Genomic DNA, 21041 nt, shown 5'->3' with positions numbered 1-21041 from the left:
GGAACGGCCACTAAGGTAGCGCTGTCTCAGGATGCAGGCAATGTAATCTTTGGTAGCAGCCACCACGCGCTCGCCACCAGGCGTCCATACTGCGTAAGGACAAGACCAATAACACCGGGGAGGTGGCTGTTCGTCAACGGCGAGACAGCGCTATCTCACCCGCAGGAGGTACTGATGAATTCTCCCCTGTCCGCCATTGTGGTGATGGGCGTGGCCGGTTGCGGCAAAAGCTGCATCGGCGCTGCCATCGCTGCCAGAAGCGGCGGCCGCCTGATCGAAGGCGACGCTTTCCACCCTGCCGAAAACATCCGCAAGATGAGCGCTGGCATACCGCTGGACGACAGCGATCGTGCCGGCTGGCTGGTCCGCCTTGGTGAAGAGTTGCAAGCCACCACCCAGGCCGGTGAACGCCCGATCCTGACCTGCTCGGCACTCAAGCGCCGCTACCGCGACACCCTGCGCGATGCCATGCCCGGGCTGGTGTTCGTGTTCCTCGAACTGTCGCCTGCCGAGGCCGAAAAACGCGTGCTGGCTCGCCCAGGGCACTTCATGCCGGCCAGCCTCATCGACAGCCAGTTCGCGGCCCTGGAATCGCCACGCGGCGAGCCATTGACGCTGGCATTGGACGCCACCCAACCGATCGAAGCACTGGCCGAAGCGGTGGACCACTGGCTAAAGCGCTGCGGTGAGCCGGGCCTGGCGCAAACCGCCTGACCTCGGCGGCTTTTCCGTCTCACCAAAGACAGCGCTACCCCACCCCGTAAACGCGGCAAAGACTCCAAAAAGCTACGCCCAAAACAACGATAAGACCGAGGCCTTCAAACTATGTTCGGACTGGCTACTGATACCTTCCTGCTGCTCGACGCGCTGGTTACCATCGTCGGGCTGATCCTGCTGATCACCCACTTCAAGGTTCACCCCTTCGTCGCCCTCACCCTCGCGGCCGGCTTCCTGGGCCTGACTTCCGGCATGCCGGTGGCCAAGGTCATGAAATCGTTCCAGGACGGTTTTGGCGGCGTACTCGGCTTCGTCGGTATCGTGCTCGCCCTGGGCACCATGCTCGGCAAGCTGATGGCCGACTCCGGTGGTGCCGACCAGATCGCGCAAACCCTCATTCGCGCCTTCGGCAAAAAGAACGTGCATTGGGCGATGATGTTCGCCGCCTTCCTGGTGGGCATCCCGCTGTTCTTCGAAATCGGCTTTGTGCTGCTGATTCCCCTGGTGTTCATCGTCGCCCGGCGCTCGGGCGTCTCGTTGGTGAAAATCGGCATTCCGCTGCTGGCCGGCCTGTCGGTGGTGCACGGTCTGGTGCCACCACACCCGGGCCCCTTGCTGGCGATCGGCATTTTCCACGCTGACATTGGCAAGACCATCTTCTACGGCCTGATCGTCGCACTGCCCACCGCGATCATCGCCGGCCCTCTGTTCGGTAACTTCATTTCCCGCTACATCCCGGGCAACCCGTCCCAGGAGCTGATGGACCAGATCGCCAAGGAGTCCGATCAGGGCAACCTGCCAAGCTTCAGCATCACCCTGATCACCGTACTGCTGCCGGTCGCGTTGATGCTGCTGAAAACGTTCGCCGACGTGGTGCTGCCGGCCGAGCACATCGTGCGCCAGTGGATGGACCTGATCGGTCACCCGATCACCGCCCTGCTCGCCGCCCTGCTACTGGCCTTCTACACCTTCGGCTCGGCCCGCGGCTTCAACCGCCAGCAGATCATGAAGATGCTCGACCAGAGCCTGGCACCGACTGCCGCCATCGTGCTGATCGTCGGCGCTGGCGGTGGCTTCAAGCAAATGCTGGTGGATACCGGCGTAGGCAACGTGATCGGGCAGATGGCTGTGCAGGCAGAAATTTCGCCGATCATGCTGGCATGGCTGGTGGCGGCGGTGATCCGCATCGCGACCGGCTCCGCCACGGTCGCCACCATCACCGGCGCGGGTATCGTGGCACCGGTGATCGACCTGGTGCCGGGGGTGAACCGTGAGCTGTTGGTACTGGCCACCGGTGCCGGCTCGCTGATCCTGTCGCATGTGAACGACGCCGGCTTCTGGCTGGTGAAGCAGTACTTCAACATGACCGTGGCAGAAACCTTCAAGACCTGGAGCATGATGGAGACGATCCTGTCCATCGTCGGCATCATTTTCATCATGTTGCTGTCGCTGGTGGTGTGACCGTTGATCGGGGTAATGGCACCTTGACGGTTCGGGTAAGGCCAAAGGGAAGTATGAGCCTTACCCGTACAGCAAAGGAGCCTGCCATGCCCCGCTCGATCTTCCTGTCGGTTGCCCTGCTCGCCTCGCCGCTGGCCTTTGCTGTCGGCACAGGTCCGACCTACCCCGACGACCCGCACAATACGGCGCCACAGCCAGGCGCGGACAGCACCCTCAACCCGATCGAGAAGCCTTTGCCGCGGGCCACCGACCCGCGCATACAGGGCAACGAACCGCAAAGCCCGCCAGCCAAGCAGAATGACAACCGCGATCTGCCGGGGATGGAGGGCAGTGGGTCGGAAGGTACCGGCCGGCAAGGAGAAGGCAGCTCAGGCACAGGTAACCCCTGACGACACGGCCTGTACTACCACTGACGCTTGTCAGGCCGGGTCAGCCCCAACTTTTCGATCCGGTAACGCAGCATATCCCGCGACAACCCAAGCATCCGCGCCGATTTGGTCACGTTCCAATCGGTGCGGTCCAGGGTCTTGCAGACAAGGTCACGCTCCATGTCAGGCAGGCTTGTACCCGGTTCTGGCTCGTGCCGCGGTATTTCGAACATGGCCGCCATCGGCTGTTGCACCAACGGCTCGTCAACCAAGGTCATGCACAGGTTCAACTGATGCGCTTGCACCACCTCGTTCGGCGCCAGCAACACCGTCTGCTCCAGCATGTTGCGCAATTCACGCACATTGCCAGGCCAGCTATAACCGAGCAGCAGGCTTTCGGCCTCGGCCGAAAAGCGCAGGTTCGGCTTGCCGTAACGCCGGCTATGGTGGGCAAGGAAATGCCGCGCCAGTAGCAGAATGTCCTGCCCACGCGAATACAGGCGCGGCACCTTCAGGGCGATAATGCGAAGGCGGAAGAACAGGTCACGCCTGAATTTGCCCTGCTGCACCATTTGCTCCAGGTTACAGTTGGTGGCGCTGATCACCCGCAGATCGACCTTGCGTTCCTTCACGGCACCAATCCGGCGGATGCTGCGGTCTTCCAGCAACTTGAGCAGCTTGGCCTGCAGCACCAGGTCCATTTCGCCGATCTCGTCAAGGAACAAGGTACCGCCATCGGCAGCCTCCACCAGGCCTACCCGGCGCTCCTTGGCATCGGTGAACGCGCCCTTCTCGTGGCCAAACAGTTCGGCCTCAAGCAGGTTGGCAGGGATCGAAGCGCAGTTGAACTCGATGAACGGCCCTTTACTGCGCGAACCATCAAAATGCAGGGCACGGGCCACCAGTTCCTTGCCAGTACCGGTCTCGCCTTCGATCAGCACCGGTGGCAGGTCATCACTGGCCATGCGCCGCTCGGCATCGAGCACCTGGCGCAGGGTGTGTTTGAGGGTGAGCATCACCGGCGACTCGCCGATCAATGCCTGCAACCCGGACTTCTGCGCCTCACGCTCCTGGTAGAACGACAGCGTGCGCTCCATGCGCTCGGTAGCCAGGGCCTTGTCCAGGGTCAGTTTGAGCTCGGCCAGTACCACCGGCTTGGTCAGGTAATGAAAGGCGCCCTCCTTCATCGCCTGCACGGCATCTTCGACATTGCCGTAGCCGGTCATCATGATCACTTTCAGGTCCGGCACCTGGGCCACCAGCGTGCGCAGCAGGTCGTGCCCGCTCATGCCTGGCAACGAGTTGTCGGTCAGCACCGCGTCAGGTTGCGCCCGCTTGATCTGCTCCAACGCCAGCTCCGCGCTGTGGCACACGATGACTTCGTAGCCCTTGAGGCTGAGGTAGGTGCGAATGTTGTCGGCAAGGATTTCATCATCCTCGACGACCAGGATGCTGTGCTCCATGTTCCCCTCCCGCTGCAATATTGAATGTAAGGCTGACGCGGGTTCCTTCCTCTTCGCGGCTGCGAAGGCTGACCGAGCCGCCAAAACGTTCCATGATGCGTTTGACCAGGGCCAGGCCTACACCGAGGCCTCCCTGCTTGGTCGTAAAGAACGGTTTGAACACCATCCGTTCCTGCTGTTGGCTCATGCCTTTGCCGGTGTCGGTCAGCACGAACTCGGCACGCACGCCTTCTTGCACATTGACCTGGGCATTGAGCAACCCGCCAGCGGGCATGGCCTCCAGGGCGTTGGAAAACAGGCTGTTGAGAATCTGCGTGAGCTGCAGCGGCTGGCTGACCACCCATTGCACGTCAGGCCCTTCGAAATGGAAACGCACGCCGTTGCGTTCGATCTGCTGGGCGAAGGCCAGGTGGGTGTCCTCGATGGCCGCCACCAGGTCCACGGCCTCGGGTTCGTCACTGGCCGGGCGCAACGACACCAGCAGGTCGCGCACCCAGCGCGACATGCGGTCGACCTGGCTGATGATGTCAGTGATGTTCTTCTGCGCAGCAGCGTTGGCGGTTTCCTGGGCCAGTTCGGCGCTGGAGCGTATGTTGGCCAGCGGGTTACGCATGCTGTGAGCCACTGCCGACGACATTTCACCCAGCGCCACGTAGGTTTCGCTTGCCACCAGCCTGTCCTGCTGCAGGTGCAGCATGTGCGCCGCACGGCGCACGATCCAGAACAGGCCGAAGTAGATCAACGCCCCACCCACCAGTGTCGAGGCCCAGATCAGCACATAGCCGCGCTGGATGCGCCGAATGAGGTCCTGCGGCTCCTTGTAGATTTCCACCATGGCCAGTACCTGCTCACCCTGGCTGTCGAACAGCGGGATGTAGTTCTCGATGAACAGGTAACGTGGTGCGCGCTGAAACTTCTGCTCCTCACGATCATCCGCAACCTTGTGATAGCTGGCCGACACCGCCTTGCGCGAGCGGAAGGCGCGCTCAAGATCGCCATCAGCCTCTATCCGCTTGCCAATCAGCTCCACGTTGGTAGACCAGACAATGGTGCGGTCGCGGGCATAGACATTGGCCAGCAAGGTGTCCGGCAGGTGCTCGACATGATCGAGGAACTCGATGCGGGTCGATTCGGCCAGGGCCGGGGTGAACTGCAAGTGCTGCAGGTCCAGCCGCGGGTCCAGCAACTCGCCCATGGTGGTGCCAGGCGGCAATTGCGAATGCCGCACTTCGGCCTGGGCCATTGCCTGAATGAACTGCGCGGTAAGCATGGCATCGCGCTCCACGCTGTCGCGCACCACGAAGCGCGTCGAAACATAACCCAGCCCACCTGCCACCGAGGTAATGATCAACAGGCTGATCACCGAAAACCAGCGCAGCAGGTTGAATTCACGCAAGGGTACGGCCCGTCCGCTGGCGGTCGCATTGGCCTTGTCGGGCACTTCGTCTTCCAGCATCTGCATCCCGTGGTTCCCGCGCAGGGCGTACGTTCAGAACTGCATCAAGGCCAATGGCAGCAGCCACTGGGTAGCAATCCACCTGGGCAGTCGCAGCTGCCATTTGTCGCGTGTCGCGCTTCACAAACTTCGCTGCAAAAACTTGGCCAGCAGAAACATGCCAAATTAAAAATGTTATTTTTCAGTAGGTTGCCAGAACTTATTAAGAGTAATTAGAGGATTAACCCCCACATTTGGGTGATTATCACCCAAAAAACATAAATCCTTTTCATATCAACATCTTACTGAACAATCCTGATGTCATTTGACAAATTCACGCCAGTCGGAAACTTAGCGAAACCCTTGTGCCATGGCCTTCGCTGCTGCTGAGCCGGACCGTACCACCGAAACGTTCCATGATGCGTTTCACCAGCACCAGCCCCACCCCCAGCCCACCCTGTTTGGTGGTGAAGAACGGCCGAAAAGCCATACGCTGCTGTTCTTCGTTCATGCCCTTGCCATTGTCGGACAGGCGCAAAGTCAGGCTGCGCCGGTTGTGACGTACCACCTCGATACGCAACCGCCCGCCCTGCTCCATCGACTCCAAGGCATTGGCAATCAGGCTACTGAATACCTGGCGCAGCAATACCGGGTGCCCCAACACCTGCACGGCCGGTAAGGGTTGCAGGTCCAGGCTTACCCCGCTGCGCGCCAGCGGCACAGCGTAGGTCTGCAGGCTTTCCTGCAACGCCTGCGGCAAGTCCACCGCCAACGCCTCGTCGTTCAGCGGGCGCAGTGACTGCAGCATCTGGCGGATCCACTGCGACATGCGATCGACCTGGCTGATGATATCGTTGACTTGGCGTTGCGCCGGGCCTTCGTCGAACGCCTGGGCCAGTTCGGCACTTGAGCGGATACTGGCCAGCGGGTTGCGCAGGCTATGGGCCACCGCCGAAGACACCTCACCCAGTGCCACGTAGGTTTCGCTGCTGATCAGGCGTTTCTGCTGCACCGCCAGCAGCCGTGCGGCGCGGTGCATGATGCCGTAAAGGCCGACATAGACCAGTGCAGCGCCGACGGTGATGGCCAACCAGATCAGGACCAGGCCATGCTCGATGCGTGCGATCAGGTCATGGGGCTCTTTATAGATCTCGACCATCGCGGTGACCTGCTCGCCATCGGCATCGAACAGCGGAATATAGTTCTCGATCAATAGCTGCCGGGGCGGGATGATAAACTTCTGCTCGGAGCGGGCCTGTTCGAAATTGTGGTAGCTGGCCGAAACCCGCATCTTGTACTCGAAAGCCCGATTCAAGTCTTCGTCGCCTTCAATCAGCTTGCCGATCAGTGCCGGGTTGGTGGACCAGATCACTGTATGGTCCAAAGCATAGATATTGGCCAACAGCATATCGGGCAGGTGAGCGATATGGTCCAGGAACTCGCCGCGGGCCTTGCGCCGGGCTTGCGGGTCGACGTCGGGCAAGTTATTGCGGTCGGTGCGCGGATCGAGCAGTTCGCCCATGGTCCGCACATTGGGGATCGACACATGGCGCACTTCGGCATCGGCAATGGAGGTGATGAACTGTGCGGTGAGTAACGCATCACGCTCGACGCTCTCGTCGATGATGAAGCGGCTGGAAATCAGCCCCAACCCGGCAGCCACCGAAAGAATGATGGCCAGACTGACCCAGGCATACCAGCGCAGCAGGTTAAATGGCTTGCGCGGGGCGGCCAGCTCGCTACCGGCAGGCACTTCAAGAGTGACGGAACGAGGGGCGACGTCCATAACGGACTCCTCAGCTGGGCACCTTCAGAAGGTTATAGCCCAGACTTGGGGAAACCATAGTATTAAATTGATGGCATCCGCCGAAGGGTATTTATTCCCTCCTCACCTCACCTACCCGAAACAGCCTGAGGGTGGCGCGGCCCCTGCGGAAATGCGTGAGCTGCACGCCCGTTGTTACAAAGACGAATCATCAGTCAACCCTTGCAACTTGCGATACTCGCGCAGCACCGTGGGCACATAGCGCCGTGTCTCGGCAAACGGCGGCACGGCACCACGCCGCAGCACAGCATCCGGGCCGGCGTTGTAGGCCGCCACGGCCAAGGTGATGTCGTTGTCGAACAGGGTGAGCATCTGCTTGAGGTAGCGTGCCCCGCCCTGCACATTGTCCTCCGGGTCCAGGCGGTCTTGCACCCCCATCTCGCGGGCGGTGTCCGGCATCAGTTGCATCAACCCCACTGCACCCGCCCGCGAACGGGCTTTGGGGTTGTAGCCGGACTCGGCCTTGATCACCGCGTGCAGCAGCGCCGGCGGCAGGTTGTGGAGGCGCGCAGCCGTGGCGACTACTTCGGCGTAAGGGCGGCCGGTGATCATCTGCGCTTTGACCGGCCCACCCTGGGCCAGCGGCTCGCTGATCACCTTCTCATAGTGTCGCCCTGGTCGATGGACATTGGTCAGTACGTAGCCACCCTTGGCATCGATTGAGATGTACACATCGGCCTGGGCAGCACCTGCCGCCAGCCAGATCAAACCGAGGATGAGTCCACGCATGCCGGTCGCCTCTTCGTCGTGGCCCCCGATGTGGGGGAAATGCCCCGGAAAACCCGAGGACATTCACCACGACGCAAGCACTGTGCCGCTTCCTGTGCCGCATGGCGCAAGGCCCCAAGGCAGACGTGCACGGCTGTTGCATGGTGCATGTCAACGCTTGTCCCCATGCAGTGGAGGGTTTCACCATGCAGCGCAGAACCAACCCGCAACGTGGCTTCACTCTGCTTGAACTCCTGGTGGTACTGGTAGTACTCGGCCTGCTGGCCGGCATCGTCGCCCCCAAATACTTCAGTCAGCTAGGCCGCTCCGAGGCCAAGGTAGCGCGGGCGCAGATCGAGGGGCTGAGCAAGGCCCTGGACTTGTACCGTCTGGAGGTCGGCCACTACCCCAACAGCGAACAAGGTTTGCAGGCGCTGGTGGTCGCGCCCAGTGGCGAGGCTCGCTGGACCGGTCCGTACCTGCAGAAGGCCGTGCCGCAAGACCCGTGGGGCCGCGCTTACATCTACCGGCAACCTGGCGAGAACGGCGGTGAATACGACCTGCTGTCGATGGGCAAGGACGGCCAGCCAGGTGGCGATGGCGAAAACGCTGAAATTACCAGCTGGCAGTAAGGAGAGCGGCCATGCGCTACAGCCTCAAGGCCCTGGGTAGGCAGGGCGTGGTGCAGTTGCAGATCGACGCCGAGGACGCCGACCAAGCCCGCCGCCAGGCCGAAGACCAAGGCCTGCGTGTGCTCAGCCTGCGCAGCAGCGGCGGCGCCCTGCGCGGCATGGCCTGGCGCCGTGAAGCGGCGTTCGACCTGGTGCTGTTCAGCCAGGAACTGTCAACCTTGCTCAATGCCGGCCTGCCGCTGATTGACGCACTGGAAAGCCTGGCGGAGAAGAGCCCCGCAGCGACAGCGCGCAAGGTGCTCGCCGAGCTGGTGCGCCAGCTGTACGAGGGCCGCTCGCTGTCCCAGGCGCTGGGCCAGCAACCGCGGGTATTCCCGCCGCTGTATGTGGCGCTGGTGCAGTCCAGCGAACGCACCGGTGCTCTGGGCGACGCCCTCACCCGCTACATCAGCTATCGCCAGCGCCTGGACCTGGTCCGGCAGAAGCTGGTGGGTGCCTCGGTCTACCCGTTACTGCTGTTGCTGGTGGGAGGTGGTGTGGTGCTGTTCCTGCTCGGCTATGTGGTGCCGCGTTTCAGCCAGGTGTTCGAAGGCATGGGCACCGAGCTACCCTGGCTGTCACGGGTGCTGATGCAGGTCGGCCTGTTTCTGCATGCCCAGCAAGGCCCACTGGCGCTGGGCACTGTCGGTGGGGTGGCGGCGCTTTGGCTGCTGCGCCGGCACCCGCGTGTACGGTACTGGGCCTCCTGCCAACTGCGGCGCCTGCCCGCGCTGCACCAACGCCTGATGATGTACGAGCTGGCGCGTTTCTATCGCTCGCTGGGCATCCTGCTGCAAGGCGGCATCCCCATCCTCACCGCCATGGGCATGGCCCGCGGCCTGCTCGGCAACGCAGCAGCGCAGGGCCTGGAGCAGGCCAGCCAGCGGGTGGGCGAAGGGCTGCCCCTCTCCGATGCACTCGCGGCCGGGCACCTGGTGACACCGGTGTCACTGCGCCTGCTGCGCGCTGGCGAGCAGTCTGGCAACCTGGGCGAGATGCTGGAGCGCTGCGCCGACTTCCATGATCAGGAAATCGGCCGCTGGGTGGAATGGTTCGTCAAACTGTTCGAGCCGCTGTTGATGACCTTCATCGGCCTGCTGATCGGCCTGATCGTGATCCTCATGTACATGCCAATCTTCGAGCTGGCCTCAAGTATTCACTGAATGGCCAGGCCCAGGCTCTCGCGTAACGTGGTGCCCGCACAGGCGGTGCCCTGCGCCCAACCCTGGCAGCCATCGATAGTTGATCCCCACTTATCATTCAGCGTGATATTAACCTTCGTCCCGTTCGATTCGTGCCTCGCGCGCAACACACTCACACTCCGCCCACTACTAATACATTGGCGGAGTTCTCCATGGAACAATCACTCAAACCCTTGCGCTTCCCCCTCGCTGCCCTGGCAGTGGTGGTGATCAGCGCTTGCGGTCGAACCCCCGACGCCGTGCAGGCTCCCGCCGCGCCGAAGGTAAGTGTGGCCAAGGTGATCGAACAACCGATCACCGAATGGGACGAGTTCACCGGCCGCCTCGAAGCCCCGGAAACCGTCGAAGTGCGCCCGCGGGTCTCCGGCCAGATCGACCAGGTCGCCTTCACCGAAGGCGCCCAGGTCAAGAAAGGCGACCTGCTGTTCCAGATCGACCCGCGCCCGTTCCAGGCTGAAGTCCGCCGCCTTGAAGCCCAGCTGCAACAGGCCAAGGCCACCGCCATCCGCAGCGCCAACGAAGCCCGCCGTGGCGAGCGCCTGCGTGACAGCAACGCCATCTCCGCCGAACTGGCCGAATCGCGCAGCAGTGCCGCCGCCGAAGCCCGTGCCGGCGTCGATGCGATCCAGGCCCAGCTCGACCTGGCACGCCTGAACCTCAGCTTCACCCGCGTCACCGCGCCCATCAGTGGCCGTGTCAGCCGCGCCGAGTTCACCGCCGGCAACATCGTCACCGCCGATGTCACCCCGCTGACCAGTGTGGTGTCCACCGACAAGGTCTACGCCTACTTCGACGCCGACGAGCGCGTGTACCTCAAGTACACCCAGCTGGCCCGTGAAGGCCAGCGTAGCCAGAGCACCCCGGTATACCTGGGCCTGACCAACGAAAGCGGCAACCCGCACCTGGGCCAGATGAACTTCGTCGACAACCAGGTCAACCCGCGCACCGGCACCATCCGCGGCCGCGCGGTATTCGACAACAGCAACGGCCAGTTCACCCCGGGCCTGTATGCGCGCCTGAAGCTGGTCGGCAGCGCCCAGTACGACGCCATGCTCATCAACGACGAAGCCGTGGGCACCGACCTTGGCAAGAAGTTTGTGCTGGTCATGGACAAGGACAACAAAGCCACCTACCGCGCCGTGGAACTGGGGCCAAAGCTGGAAGGCTTGCGCATCGTGCGCAGCGGCCTGGGCAAGGACGACCGCATCGTGGTCAAGGGCTTGCAGCGCGTGCGCCCTGGTTCGCCGGTAACCCCGGAAGAAACACAGATGGCCAGCGAGCAAACCCTCGCCGCCCTCGCCCAGCAGCGTCAGGCCCTGGAGGCCAGCAACCCGGCGCCGAAGGTGGCGGGCAACAACGTGAAAGTCGCCAGCGCCCAGGCGCCACGCGGTTAAGGGACCCTACCGATGAACTTCTCGAAATTCTTCATTACCCGGCCGATCTTCGCCGCGGTGCTGTCGCTGGTGCTGCTGATCGCGGGTTCTATCTCGCTGTTCCAGCTGCCGATCAGCGAATACCCCGAAGTGGTGCCGCCCACCGTGGTGGTGCGCGCCAACTTCCCCGGCGCCAACCCCAAGGTCATCGGCGAAACCGTTGCCGCGCCGCTGGAGCAGGCCATTACCGGTGTGGAGAACATGCTGTACATGTCCTCCCAGTCCACTGCGGACGGCAAGCTGACGCTGACCATCACCTTCGCCCTGGGTACCGACCTGGACAACGCCCAGGTGCAGGTGCAGAACCGCGTCACCCGCACCCAGCCCAAGCTGCCCGAGGAAGTGACCCGTATCGGTATCACCGTCGACAAGGCCTCGCCTGACCTGACCATGGTCGTGCACCTGACCTCGCCGGACAACCGCTACGACATGCTCTATCTGTCCAACTACGCCATCCTCAACATCAAGGACGAGCTGGCGCGTCTGGGCGGCGTAGGCGATGTGCAGCTGTTTGGCATGGGCGACTACTCGCTGCGCGTCTGGCTGGACCCGAACAAGACCGCTTCGCGCAACCTGACGGCCAGTGATGTGGTCGCGGCAATCCGCGAGCAGAACCGCCAGGTGGCCGCCGGCCAGCTGGGCGCGCCGCCTGCCCCAGGCTCGACCAGCTTCCAACTGTCGATCAATACCCAAGGCCGTCTGGTCAACGAGGAAGAATTCGAGAACATCATCATCCGCGCCGGTGCCGATGGCGAGATCACCCGCCTGAAAGACATCGCCCGGGTTGAACTCGGCTCCAGCCAGTACGCCCTGCGCTCGCTGCTGAACAACCAGCCGGCGGTGGCCATCCCGATTTTCCAGCGCCCAGGCTCCAACGCCATCGAGATCTCCGACGAAGTGCGGGCGAAAATGGCCGAGCTGAAAAAGGACTTCCCGGAAGGGATGGACTACAGCATCGTCTATGACCCGACCATCTTCGTGCGCGGCTCCATCGAAGCGGTGGTGCACACCCTGTTCGAAGCCTTGGTGCTGGTGGTGCTGGTGGTGATCCTGTTCCTGCAGACCTGGCGCGCCTCGATCATCCCGCTGCTGGCGGTGCCGGTCTCGCTGATCGGTACCTTCGCGGTCATGCACCTGTTCGGTTTTTCACTCAACGCGCTGTCGTTATTCGGGCTGGTGCTCGCCATCGGTATCGTGGTGGACGATGCCATCGTCGTGGTGGAGAACGTCGAACGTAACATCGGGCTGGGCCTGAAGCCGCTGGAAGCCACGCAAAAAGCCATGAGCGAAGTGACCGGGCCGATCATCGCCACCGCCCTGGTGCTGTGCGCGGTGTTCGTACCTGCAGCGTTCATTTCCGGCCTGACCGGGCAGTTCTACAAGCAGTTCGCCCTGACCATCGCCATCTCGACCGTCATTTCGGCGTTCAACTCGCTGACCCTGTCGCCAGCCTTGGCCGCGGTGCTACTCAAGGACCATCACGCCCCCAAGGACCGTTTCTCGCGGTTCCTCGACAAGCTGCTGGGCAGCTGGCTGTTCTCCCCTTTCAACCGGTTCTTCGATCGGGCCAGCCACAGGTACGTCGGTGGCGTGCGCCGCGTCATCCGCTCCAGCGGCATCGCCCTGTTCGTGTATGCCGGCCTGATGGGCCTGACCTACCTCGGCTTCTCGTCCACGCCGACCGGTTTCGTGCCGGCCCAGGACAAGCAGTACCTGGTGGCCTTCGCCCAACTGCCGGACGCGGCCAGCCTCGACCGTACCGAAGCGGTGATCAAGCGCATGAGCGAAATCGCCCTGAAGCAGCCTGGCGTGGCCGACTCGGTAGCCTTCCCGGGCCTGTCGATCAACGGTTTCACCAACAGCCCCAACAGCGGCATCGTGTTCACCCCGCTCAAGCCATTCGATGAGCGCAAGGACCCGAGCCAGTCGGCGGCGGCCATCGCAGCCGCGCTGAATGCCCAGTTCGCCGACATCCAGGACGCCTACATCGCGATCTTCCCACCGCCGCCGGTACAGGGCCTGGGCACGATTGGCGGCTTCCGTCTGCAAATCGAAGACCGTGGCAACCTGGGTTACGAAGCGCTGTACAAGGAAACCCAGAACATCATCGCCAAGAGCCACAACGTCCCAGAGCTGGCAGGCCTGTTCACCAGCTACCAGGTCAACGTGCCACAAGTCGATGCCGCCATCGACCGGGAAAAGGCCAAGACCCACGGTGTGGCGATTACCGACATCTTCGACACCCTGCAGGTTTACCTGGGCTCGCTGTACACCAACGACTTCAACCGCTTTGGCCGCACTTACCAGGTCAACGTACAGGCCGAGCAGCAGTTCCGCCTTGATGCCGAGCAGATCGGCCAACTGAAGGTGCGCAACAACCTTGGCGAGATGATCCCGCTGGCGACCTTCCTCAAGGTCAGCGACACCTCCGGGCCGGACCGGGTCATGCACTACAACGGCTTCATCACTGCAGAGATCAACGGCGCTGCCGCCCCGGGCTACAGCTCTGGTCAGGCGGAAGCTGCGATCGAGAAGCTGCTGAAAGAGGAACTGCCCAACGGCATGACCTTCGAGTGGACCGACCTGACCTACCAGCAGATCCTCTCGGGCAATACCGCATTGCTGGTGTTCCCACTGTGCGTGCTGCTGGCGTTCCTGGTGCTGGCCGCCCAGTACGAAAGCTGGAGCCTGCCGCTGGCGGTGATCCTGATCGTGCCGATGACCCTGCTGTCGGCCATCACCGGTGTGATCGTATCGGGTGGCGACAACAACATCTTCACCCAGATCGGCCTGATCGTACTGGTGGGCCTGGCGTGCAAGAACGCGATCCTGATCGTCGAGTTCGCCAAGGACGAACAGGCCAAGGGCCTCGATCCGCTGGCTGCGGTGCTGGAAGCCTGCCGCCTGCGTCTGCGGCCGATCCTGATGACCTCGATCGCCTTCATCATGGGTGTGGTGCCCCTGGTGTTCAGCTCCGGTGCAGGTTCGGAAATGCGCCATGCCATGGGTGTGGCGGTGTTCTCCGGGATGATCGGCGTGACCGTGTTCGGCCTGTTCCTGACCCCGGTGTTCTTCTTCCTGATCCGCCGTTTCGTCGAGCGTCGCCAGGCCCGCAAGGCTGAACACGCTCAAGTGCTGGAGAACCACGCATGAACCTGCTCAAACCCTTGACCCCAAGCCTGCTGGCACTGGCCCTGGCGGCCTGTGCGGTAGGCCCGGACTACCAGGCGCCCGCCACCGAACCTGCACAACTGGGCAGCGATGTGCAGGCCAAGGCCTACGACCGTAGCCGCTTCGAGAGCCTGTGGTGGAAGCAGTTCGACGACCCGGTGCTGAACCAGCTGGTGCAGGCTTCGCTGGACGGCAACCGAGACTTGCGCGTGGCCTTCGCCCGCCTGAAATCGGCCCGTTCGATCCGCGAAGACGCCGAAAACGACCCGTTCCCGGTGGTAACCAGCCGTGCCAGCAGCGATCTCGGCAAAGGCCAGATCCCCGGCCAGACCACGCAGCGGGTGAACAGCGAGCGCTACGACCTGGGCCTGGACATGGCCTGGGAACTTGACCTGTTCGGCCGCATCCAGCGCCAGATCGAAGCCAGCGAAGCCCAGGAAGCGGTGGCCGCCGCCGACCTGCAACAGTTGCAGGTCAGCCTGATCGCCGAACTGGTCGATGCCTACGGGCAGCTGCGCGGTGCCCAGTTGCGCGAGAAGATCGCCCTGGCCAACCTGAAGACCCAGCAGGAATCGCGCACCATCACCGAAACCCTGCGCGATGCCGGCGTGGGCAACGACCTCGACGTGGTGCGTGCCGATGCCCGCCTGGCCGGGGTCGAAGCCACCGTGCCGCAACTGCAAGCCGAACAGGCACGGGCGCGGCATCGCATCGCCACCCTGCTCGGCCAGCGCCCTGACGCGCTCAGCGTAGACCTGTCGCCCAAGGCCCTGCCGGCCATCGCCAAGGCGCTGCCGGTCGGTGACCCGGGTGAGCTGTTGCGCCGCCGCCCGGACATCCGCAGCGCCGAGCGCCAACTGGCGGCCGCCACCGCCAACGTTGGCGTGGCCACCGCCGACCTGTTCCCGCGCGTCAGCCTTAGTGGCTTCCTCGGCTTTACCGCCGCCCGCGGCTCGCAGATCGGCTCTTCGGCGGCAAACGCCTGGGCACTGGGCCCGAGCATCACCTGGGCGGCCTTCGACCTGGGCAGCGTGCGGGCCCGCCTGCGCGGCGCCAAGGCCGATGCCGAAGGGGCACTGGCCAACTACGAACAGCAGGTGCTGCTGGCGCTTGAAGAGTCGGCCAACGCCTTCAGCGATTACGACAAGACCCAGCAGCGTCTGCTGTCGCTGATGCGCCAGAGCGACGCCAGCCGCAAGGCTGCAGAACTGGCCTCGATTCGCTATCGCGAGGGTACCGTGGACTACCTGGTACTGCTCGATGCCGAACGTGAGCGGCTAAGTGCTGAAGATGCACAAGCTCAGGGTGAAGTCGACCTTTATCGCGGCATCGTCTCGATCTACAAGGCCCTGGGTGGCGGCTGGCAACCGGAGACAGTGGCCAGCGCACACTGATTCCACTGCTCAACGACTCCTTTGGTTGGCTCCTCCCCCAACCGTTTGCCCCGCAGGCCTTGGCCCTCGGGGCTTTTTTATGTTTGCCATCGTATTCACCCCAATACGCAGTGCATGGAATGCCACCTCAGGCCTGGCGCCTGGCGAGCGGCGTGCCCGGTTCGGTTGCATTTACCCCCCGGCTGGCCCAAGCTCTGCCCTTCCCGCCGCCACGGATCGTCCGATGCCCAGACGCAACCGCTACCTGATCGCCCTGCTGTTGTCGATTCTGGTATCGGCCCTGTTCGGCTACCTGTGGCGCGACGCCCCGCCAACCCCGCCGACCTTGCCAGCACACAGCTACGCCAAGGCGCTGCGCCAGGCCCACGATGGCCAGCCCGGTGCCGCACGGGTGCTGTACCAGCAATTGCAACGTAACGACCTGCCTGCGATCCGCCGTGCGGCGCTCTACGATGAGTTGCCCAACTACCCCTCGCCGCAGGCATTGAAACTGGCCCGCCAGGACCTGGAAAATGCCGAGCCGCTGGTGCGTCGAGCGGCCATTGCCAGTATCCGCCGCCTGCTACCGCCAGCGCAGCGCAGCCTGGTACTCGGCCCGCTGCTGGACGACAGTGAGCAAAGCGTGCGTTTTGCCGCCGTGGATGCCCTGCTGGGCCTCGATCCCGACGCCATCGGCCTCTATTTCGGCCCCCTGCAGTCAGCCCTGGAGCAATACCAGCAAGCCCTGGAGCAACAGCCTGAAGATGCCGACGCCCAAGTGCACCTGGCGCGCCTGTACCTGCACGAAAACGACTACACGCAGGCCGCTGCGGCCTTGCAACGTGCGCTCGCGGTTGCCCCCGGCAACCTCGATGCCCTGGCAACTCAGGTACGCCTGCTCGAGCGCCAGGGCCACCACGACGCCTCCCGCCAGGTGCTGGGCAAAGCCCTGGCGCTGAGCCCCGACTCGGCCTTTCTGCAGTATGAGCTAGGGCTTTGGCTGAAGCGCCACGAACAGCACGAGTATGCCTTGCTGGCCCTGTCCCGCGCCGTGGAACTGGACCCGGACAACGCGGATTACCGCTATACCCTGGCGGTCACTCTGCATGAGCTGGACCAGCCCGACGCCGCCCAGAAGCAACTGGAAACCGTGCTCAATCGCCAGCCAGCCAATCGCCGGGTACGGGTGCTGCTGATCCAGTACTGGAAAGAGTCCGGCCAACTGCAGAACGTGCAAGTTTCGCTCGCCGAGCTGGAGCGCCAGAACCCGGACGACCCTGCGCTGCAACAGGGCCTGTAGGCAGTGCCTGAATTCAGTTGAACCCTGAGCCTGCGCCAGGGTCCAGTGGGTATCAGGCCACCCTAAAGGAGAGTCGTTTTGGCCAGTTCGTTGGCGCTGGATGAACGTGCCTTGATCCTCGCACCGCCACAACTGGCGGCGGATACCTCACGTCTGTTGACTTCCGCCGGCATCAACAGCCTCTGCGCGGTCGACCTGGCCAACCTGCAGGCGCGTCTGGCCGAAGGCGCAGGCTTGGCGATTATTGCCGAGCAAGTGTTCAGCCAAGGCCCAAGCGCCTTGCTGCAGGCATTCATCGACCAGCAACCGAGCTGGTCGGATTTGCCCATTGTGCTGCTGACCCAGAGCGCCTGGTCGGCCGCTGGCGTGAGTCATCATCCGGTGGGCAATCTGCTATGGCTGGGCGCGCCCTACGAAAATGCCCAGTTACTGCACATGACCCGGTCCGCGCTGCGCAACCGCCGGCGACAGTACGTTACACGTGATGAACTCTATGGTATGCAGCAGCGCCTGGACAGCCGGCCTTCAACGCCGGAAGAAGAGCAGGACCGCGGTGAATTCGCCCGCTGCCAGGCACGCAAGATGGAGGCCATCGGCCAACTGGCCGGCGGCGTCGCTCATGACTTCAACAACCTGCTCACCAGCATCAGCGGCAGCTTCGAACTCATCCAGCGGCGGCTGCGCCAAGGCCGCGGCGAGGGACTGGATGGCGTTCTGTGCATGGGCCGCGAGGCCGTTTCACGCGCCGCCCGCCTGACCCACCGCCTGCTTGCCTTCTCTTCCCGCCAATCGCTGCACAGCCAACGTATAGACCTGCCTACCTTGCTCAAGACAGAACGCCTGGAAGCTTGCCTGAGCCCGTCAATAACCCTGCAAGTGCACGCGGCCAAAGACCTGTGGCCCGTGGAGGCGGATGACCAGCAGTTGCAAGAGGCCCTCGACAACCTGCTGCTCAATGCCAGCGAGGCCATGCCCAACGGTGGCCTGCTACGCATCGAGGCGAACAATCATCACATCGCCACCGAGCAAGCTGCGGACGGCGCTTTGCGCACTGGCGACTATGTGCGCCTGCGAATCACCGACAGCGGCCAAGGCATGGCGCAAAGCACGCTGGAGCACGCCTTCGAACCCTTCTTCAGCACCAAGGCGACCGGCCAGGGCATTGGCCTGGGGTTGTCGATGGTGTACGGCTTCAGCAAGCAGTCCCATGGGCATATCACCCTCAGCAGCGAGATTGGCCAGGGAACCCAGGTGGAGCTGTATTTGCCACGCCATGTCGACCAGGCCCTGCCATCCAGCAAGCCTGTGCCGGCCAGACAAGACGGCTGCAGCCGACACGTGCTGATTGTCGAGGACGATCCCCATGTGCGCCAACTGCTTTGCCAGGCACTGGGCGAAAACGGCTTCCCCTGCCAAAGCGCAGCCGACGCCAACGAGGGACTGAAGGTGCTGCGCTCGGCACAACCGGTGGATTTGCTGATCACCGATGTGGGCTTGCCCGGCATGAACGGCCGGCAACTGGCAGAAATTGCCCGCAGCCTGCGGCCACAATTACCGGTGCTGTTCATCACTGGCTACGCGGAAACGGCCATGGCCCGCGAAGGCTTCCTGGGCGCAGGCATGCAGCTGATCTGCAAGCCGTTCGAGTTGCAGCAGTTACAGACGCGAGTGGCACAGATTCTAGGCAAGCCTTGAAGCGCCTTACACGTCAAGCAGGCGTAGCGCCTCATCGGCAAGCAGCGCCAGCGAAAACGGCTTGTTCAACAATGCCGTGCCCGGCTGATCGAGCAATTGCGGTTCAATGGACTGATCCGCATATCCGGTAATAAACAGAATTTTCTGCTGTGCAAGCTGCATGCGCATGGCCTTGGCCACTTGCCGGCCACTGAACCCACCCGGCAAGCCGATATCGGTGATGACCAGATCGAAAGGGCCGCCATGGCGAAAGCGCTCCAGTGCGCTATTGGCATCGCCCACATCCGTGACGTCAAAACCACGCTCAGTCAGGTATTCACGCATGACCGCGCGCAGATCAAGCTCGTCATCCACCAGCAGCAGGCGCTCGCCCCGGGCCATGCGCTGCGACAGCAGTACCGGCGCGGGCTCATCCGGAACCGGCTCATGGCACCTGGGGAAAAGCATGGAAACCCTGGTGCCCTGCTCCGGCGCCGACTCGATCCAGGCATACCCGCCCGACTGACGGACGAAGCCATACACCATCGACAGGCCAAGCCCGGCCCCACGCCCGAGAGGTTTGGTTGTGTAAAACGGCTCGAAAGCCCTGGCGATATCCGCCGCGGCCATGCCATGGCCATCATCCTCGAAATGCAAGGCCACATAGTCGCCTGGCGGCAAGCCACCTTCATCCGGGAAAAAGGTGGTCAGCCGTTCGTTGACGCTGCTGAGGGTGACATTGCCCTGTTCCAGGCACGCTTCACGCGCATTGGCACACAAGTGGATCAAGGCATTCTCTAGCTGGGGTACGTCCAGGCTCACTGCCCAAGGTGCAACGTCCAGTTGCCAGTGCAAACGCATCTCTGCCCCCAGCGCCCGCAGCAACAGGGGTTCGCTCAGACGTAACTGCCGACTGAAGTCCAGTGGCCGAGGGGCCAATGGCTGATGGCGGGAAAATGCGATCAACCGATGGGTCAGGTCCATGGCACGCTGCACCGCGTCGCGCGCAACGTCCACGTAGGCCTCCACACGCTCCAGCCGCCCCTCCTGCAGGCGCCGCTGCAGCAGTTCGAGGCTGCCACCGATACCGGACAGCAAGTTGTTCATTTCATGGCCCATGCCGCCCGCCAACTGGCCAACCACCTCCATACGCTCACTGTTGTGCATCAGCGCCTCTGCCTGACGCGCAGCCTCTTCACGGTCTGCGGTGATGTCCCGGCCAACCGCCGTCAGCAGGTTGCCGTCAAACCGTGCACTCCAGCGAAACCAGTGGTAGTGACCATCGCGGTGTCGCAGGCGGATCTCCAGCTGCTCCGCGTGGCTGCATTGGAACAGCCCGGACACTGCCAATCGTACTTCGGTACGCTCTGTCGGGTGCACCAGCTCCATCACCGACATCGCCTGCACCTGCTCTTGTGTCCAGCCCAGAATGCGGTACCAGGCCGGGTTGGCAGCATGCAATTTCAATTCAGGGGTGAGCATCATCATCGCTTCGCGCGACAGCAACCAGAACTGCTCTCGCTCGGCCACATGCTGCTCAACCTGGCGTTCAAAGCTCTGCACCTGCTCACGCCAATGGCGGTGTGCCTCGACGCTGGCCGTGGTCTCGATCACCGTATGCAGAAACCCCGCCACGTTACCGAGTTCATCGTGCAGGGGGGCATAACCGAATGCGCACCATAGCGGTTCGGCGCCTTCACTGCGGACGATACGCAAGGGTAGGTCCTCGACAAAACTCGACTGGCCTTCCAGTGCCTTGAACACCCAGGGTCCCACTGCAGGCCAGATATCACTCCACAGGGTATCGAACGCCATGCCCAGCGCATCCGGTAATGCCCGCAACGCCCGGTAGCCATCGTTATGCACCACACACAGGTCGGGCCCCCAGACCACCGCACACGGGAAGGGTGATAAATGCATCATGTCCACGGCAATGCGCAACGAAGCAGGCCAGCGCGACAATGGCCCAAGCGAGGTACGCCACCAGTCGAACTGGGCAATCCGCTCCCCCATCGGCGCGATCAGTGGCAAAACAGGCGACTGCAGGATGACCTGCGACGCAGGCTCGCGTGGCGTACCGTTTGCGACCAATATCGTGACTCCAGCAATGCTAAGGGTTGACCACAGCGCCGCCAAGCCTGGCAGGCTCGCCCGTGGATGGATTCAAGTTAGCACAGCACGTCAGGCACACCATGGCGCACTTGCTGGTGGCAGCTATGCTATTTAGGTTTTCCTTGGGC

At 62.9% G+C, this 21041-nt stretch carries 15 protein-coding genes; 10 read left to right on the top strand and 5 right to left on the bottom strand.

Annotated elements, in window-relative coordinates; translation table 11 throughout:
• The first annotated feature begins 174 nt into the window (after positions 1 to 174).
• The 3 genes from ACZ889_RS16400 (at position 175) to ACZ889_RS16390 (ending at position 2567) form a co-directional block, all read left to right on the top strand.
• Positions 175 to 714 (top strand): gluconokinase, encoded by a 540-nt coding sequence (locus ACZ889_RS16400; RefSeq protein WP_003253831.1) that lies wholly within the window; start codon positions 175 to 177, stop codon positions 712 to 714.
• Between the two features lie 111 nt (positions 715 to 825).
• Complete coding sequence (locus ACZ889_RS16395) at positions 826 to 2178, top strand: GntP family permease (protein WP_003253832.1); 1353 nt, start codon at positions 826 to 828, stop codon at positions 2176 to 2178.
• A gap of 86 nt (positions 2179 to 2264) precedes the next feature.
• On the top strand, positions 2265 to 2567 hold the full coding sequence (locus ACZ889_RS16390; protein WP_180688178.1) for a hypothetical protein: 303 nt from the start codon (positions 2265 to 2267) through the stop codon (positions 2565 to 2567).
• 14 nt (positions 2568 to 2581) lie between these two features.
• Here the strand turns inward: ACZ889_RS16390 and ACZ889_RS16385 are convergent, their stop codons facing one another.
• The 4 genes from ACZ889_RS16385 to ACZ889_RS16370 form a co-directional block, all read right to left on the bottom strand.
• On the bottom strand, positions 2582 to 4009 hold the full coding sequence (locus ACZ889_RS16385) for a sigma-54-dependent transcriptional regulator (RefSeq protein WP_180688179.1): 1428 nt from the start codon (positions 4007 to 4009) through the stop codon (positions 2582 to 2584).
• A complete protein-coding gene (locus tag ACZ889_RS16380; protein ID WP_476257572.1) occupies positions 3978 to 5471 on the bottom strand; it encodes a sensor histidine kinase in 1494 nt (497 codons plus the stop codon). Before ACZ889_RS16380 ends, ACZ889_RS16385 begins: the two co-directional genes overlap by 32 nt.
• Before the next feature lie 307 nt (positions 5472 to 5778).
• Positions 5779 to 7230, bottom strand: coding sequence for a sensor histidine kinase (locus ACZ889_RS16375; RefSeq protein WP_180688181.1), 1452 nt, complete (start codon positions 7228 to 7230; stop codon positions 5779 to 5781).
• 174 nt (positions 7231 to 7404) lie between these two features.
• Positions 7405 to 7998 carry a lytic transglycosylase domain-containing protein gene (locus tag ACZ889_RS16370; protein ID WP_004576566.1) on the bottom strand — a complete coding sequence of 198 codons (594 nt, stop codon included), beginning with the start codon at positions 7996 to 7998 and terminating at the stop codon, positions 7405 to 7407.
• Positions 7999 to 8183: 185 nt separating this feature from the next.
• Here ACZ889_RS16370 and gspG point away from each other — a divergent pair, with 185 nt between their 5' ends.
• From gspG to ACZ889_RS16335, 7 genes are all read left to right on the top strand, one after another.
• Positions 8184 to 8609: a type II secretion system major pseudopilin GspG gene (gspG, locus tag ACZ889_RS16365; RefSeq protein WP_014861762.1), complete on the top strand. Its 426-nt coding sequence runs from the start codon at positions 8184 to 8186 to the stop codon at positions 8607 to 8609.
• A gap of 11 nt (positions 8610 to 8620) precedes the next feature.
• A complete protein-coding gene (locus tag ACZ889_RS16360) occupies positions 8621 to 9811 on the top strand; it encodes a type II secretion system F family protein (protein ID WP_180688182.1) in 1191 nt (396 codons plus the stop codon).
• A 191-nt stretch (positions 9812 to 10002) separates the two neighbouring features.
• On the top strand, positions 10003 to 11244 hold the full coding sequence (gene mexE, locus ACZ889_RS16355; RefSeq protein WP_003253847.1) for a multidrug efflux RND transporter periplasmic adaptor subunit MexE: 1242 nt from the start codon (positions 10003 to 10005) through the stop codon (positions 11242 to 11244).
• Positions 11245 to 11256: 12 nt separating this feature from the next.
• Positions 11257 to 14436, top strand: coding sequence for an efflux RND transporter permease subunit (locus ACZ889_RS16350; protein ID WP_016486703.1), 3180 nt, complete (start codon positions 11257 to 11259; stop codon positions 14434 to 14436).
• Entirely contained in the window at positions 14433 to 15848 is a 1416-nt protein-coding gene (locus ACZ889_RS16345; RefSeq protein ID WP_104961572.1) for an efflux transporter outer membrane subunit, read from the top strand. The genes ACZ889_RS16350 and ACZ889_RS16345 overlap by 4 nt, the downstream gene beginning before the upstream one ends.
• Before the next feature lie 223 nt (positions 15849 to 16071).
• A complete protein-coding gene (locus ACZ889_RS16340; protein WP_004576565.1) occupies positions 16072 to 17127 on the top strand; it encodes a HEAT repeat domain-containing protein in 1056 nt (351 codons plus the stop codon).
• A 78-nt stretch (positions 17128 to 17205) separates the two neighbouring features.
• Entirely contained in the window at positions 17206 to 18822 is a 1617-nt protein-coding gene (locus ACZ889_RS16335) for a response regulator (protein WP_180688183.1), read from the top strand.
• A gap of 6 nt (positions 18823 to 18828) precedes the next feature.
• Here the strand turns inward: ACZ889_RS16335 and ACZ889_RS16330 are convergent, their stop codons facing one another.
• Positions 18829 to 20892: a hybrid sensor histidine kinase/response regulator gene (locus tag ACZ889_RS16330; protein WP_180688184.1), complete on the bottom strand. Its 2064-nt coding sequence runs from the start codon at positions 20890 to 20892 to the stop codon at positions 18829 to 18831.
• Positions 20893 to 21041 lie beyond the last annotated feature (149 nt).

The organism is Pseudomonas sp. TE3895, assembly GCF_056278855.1.
This window is presented reverse-complemented; position numbering and strand designations above follow the sequence as displayed.

Excerpts from the sequence above, each read along its gene's own strand:
- ACZ889_RS16375 (WP_180688181.1), bottom strand. The coding sequence starts at position 7,230 with ATGGACGTCGCCCCTCGTTCCGTCACTCTTGAAGTGCCTGCCGGTAGC.
- ACZ889_RS16395 (WP_003253832.1), top strand. The coding sequence starts at position 826 with ATGTTCGGACTGGCTACTGATACCTTCCTGCTGCTCGACGCGCTGGTT.
- ACZ889_RS16380 (WP_476257572.1), bottom strand. The coding sequence starts at position 5,471 with ATGCAGATGCTGGAAGACGAAGTGCCCGACAAGGCCAATGCGACCGCC.
- ACZ889_RS16360 (WP_180688182.1), top strand. The coding sequence starts at position 8,621 with ATGCGCTACAGCCTCAAGGCCCTGGGTAGGCAGGGCGTGGTGCAGTTG.
- ACZ889_RS16350 (WP_016486703.1), top strand. The coding sequence starts at position 11,257 with ATGAACTTCTCGAAATTCTTCATTACCCGGCCGATCTTCGCCGCGGTG.
- ACZ889_RS16340 (WP_004576565.1), top strand. The coding sequence starts at position 16,072 with ATGCCCAGACGCAACCGCTACCTGATCGCCCTGCTGTTGTCGATTCTG.
- ACZ889_RS16370 (WP_004576566.1), bottom strand. The coding sequence starts at position 7,998 with ATGCGTGGACTCATCCTCGGTTTGATCTGGCTGGCGGCAGGTGCTGCC.
- ACZ889_RS16345 (WP_104961572.1), top strand. The coding sequence starts at position 14,433 with ATGAACCTGCTCAAACCCTTGACCCCAAGCCTGCTGGCACTGGCCCTG.
- ACZ889_RS16385 (WP_180688179.1), bottom strand. The coding sequence starts at position 4,009 with ATGGAGCACAGCATCCTGGTCGTCGAGGATGATGAAATCCTTGCCGAC.
- ACZ889_RS16400 (WP_003253831.1), top strand. The coding sequence starts at position 175 with ATGAATTCTCCCCTGTCCGCCATTGTGGTGATGGGCGTGGCCGGTTGC.
- gspG (WP_014861762.1), top strand. The coding sequence starts at position 8,184 with ATGCAGCGCAGAACCAACCCGCAACGTGGCTTCACTCTGCTTGAACTC.
- ACZ889_RS16390 (WP_180688178.1), top strand. The coding sequence starts at position 2,265 with ATGCCCCGCTCGATCTTCCTGTCGGTTGCCCTGCTCGCCTCGCCGCTG.
- mexE (WP_003253847.1), top strand. The coding sequence starts at position 10,003 with ATGGAACAATCACTCAAACCCTTGCGCTTCCCCCTCGCTGCCCTGGCA.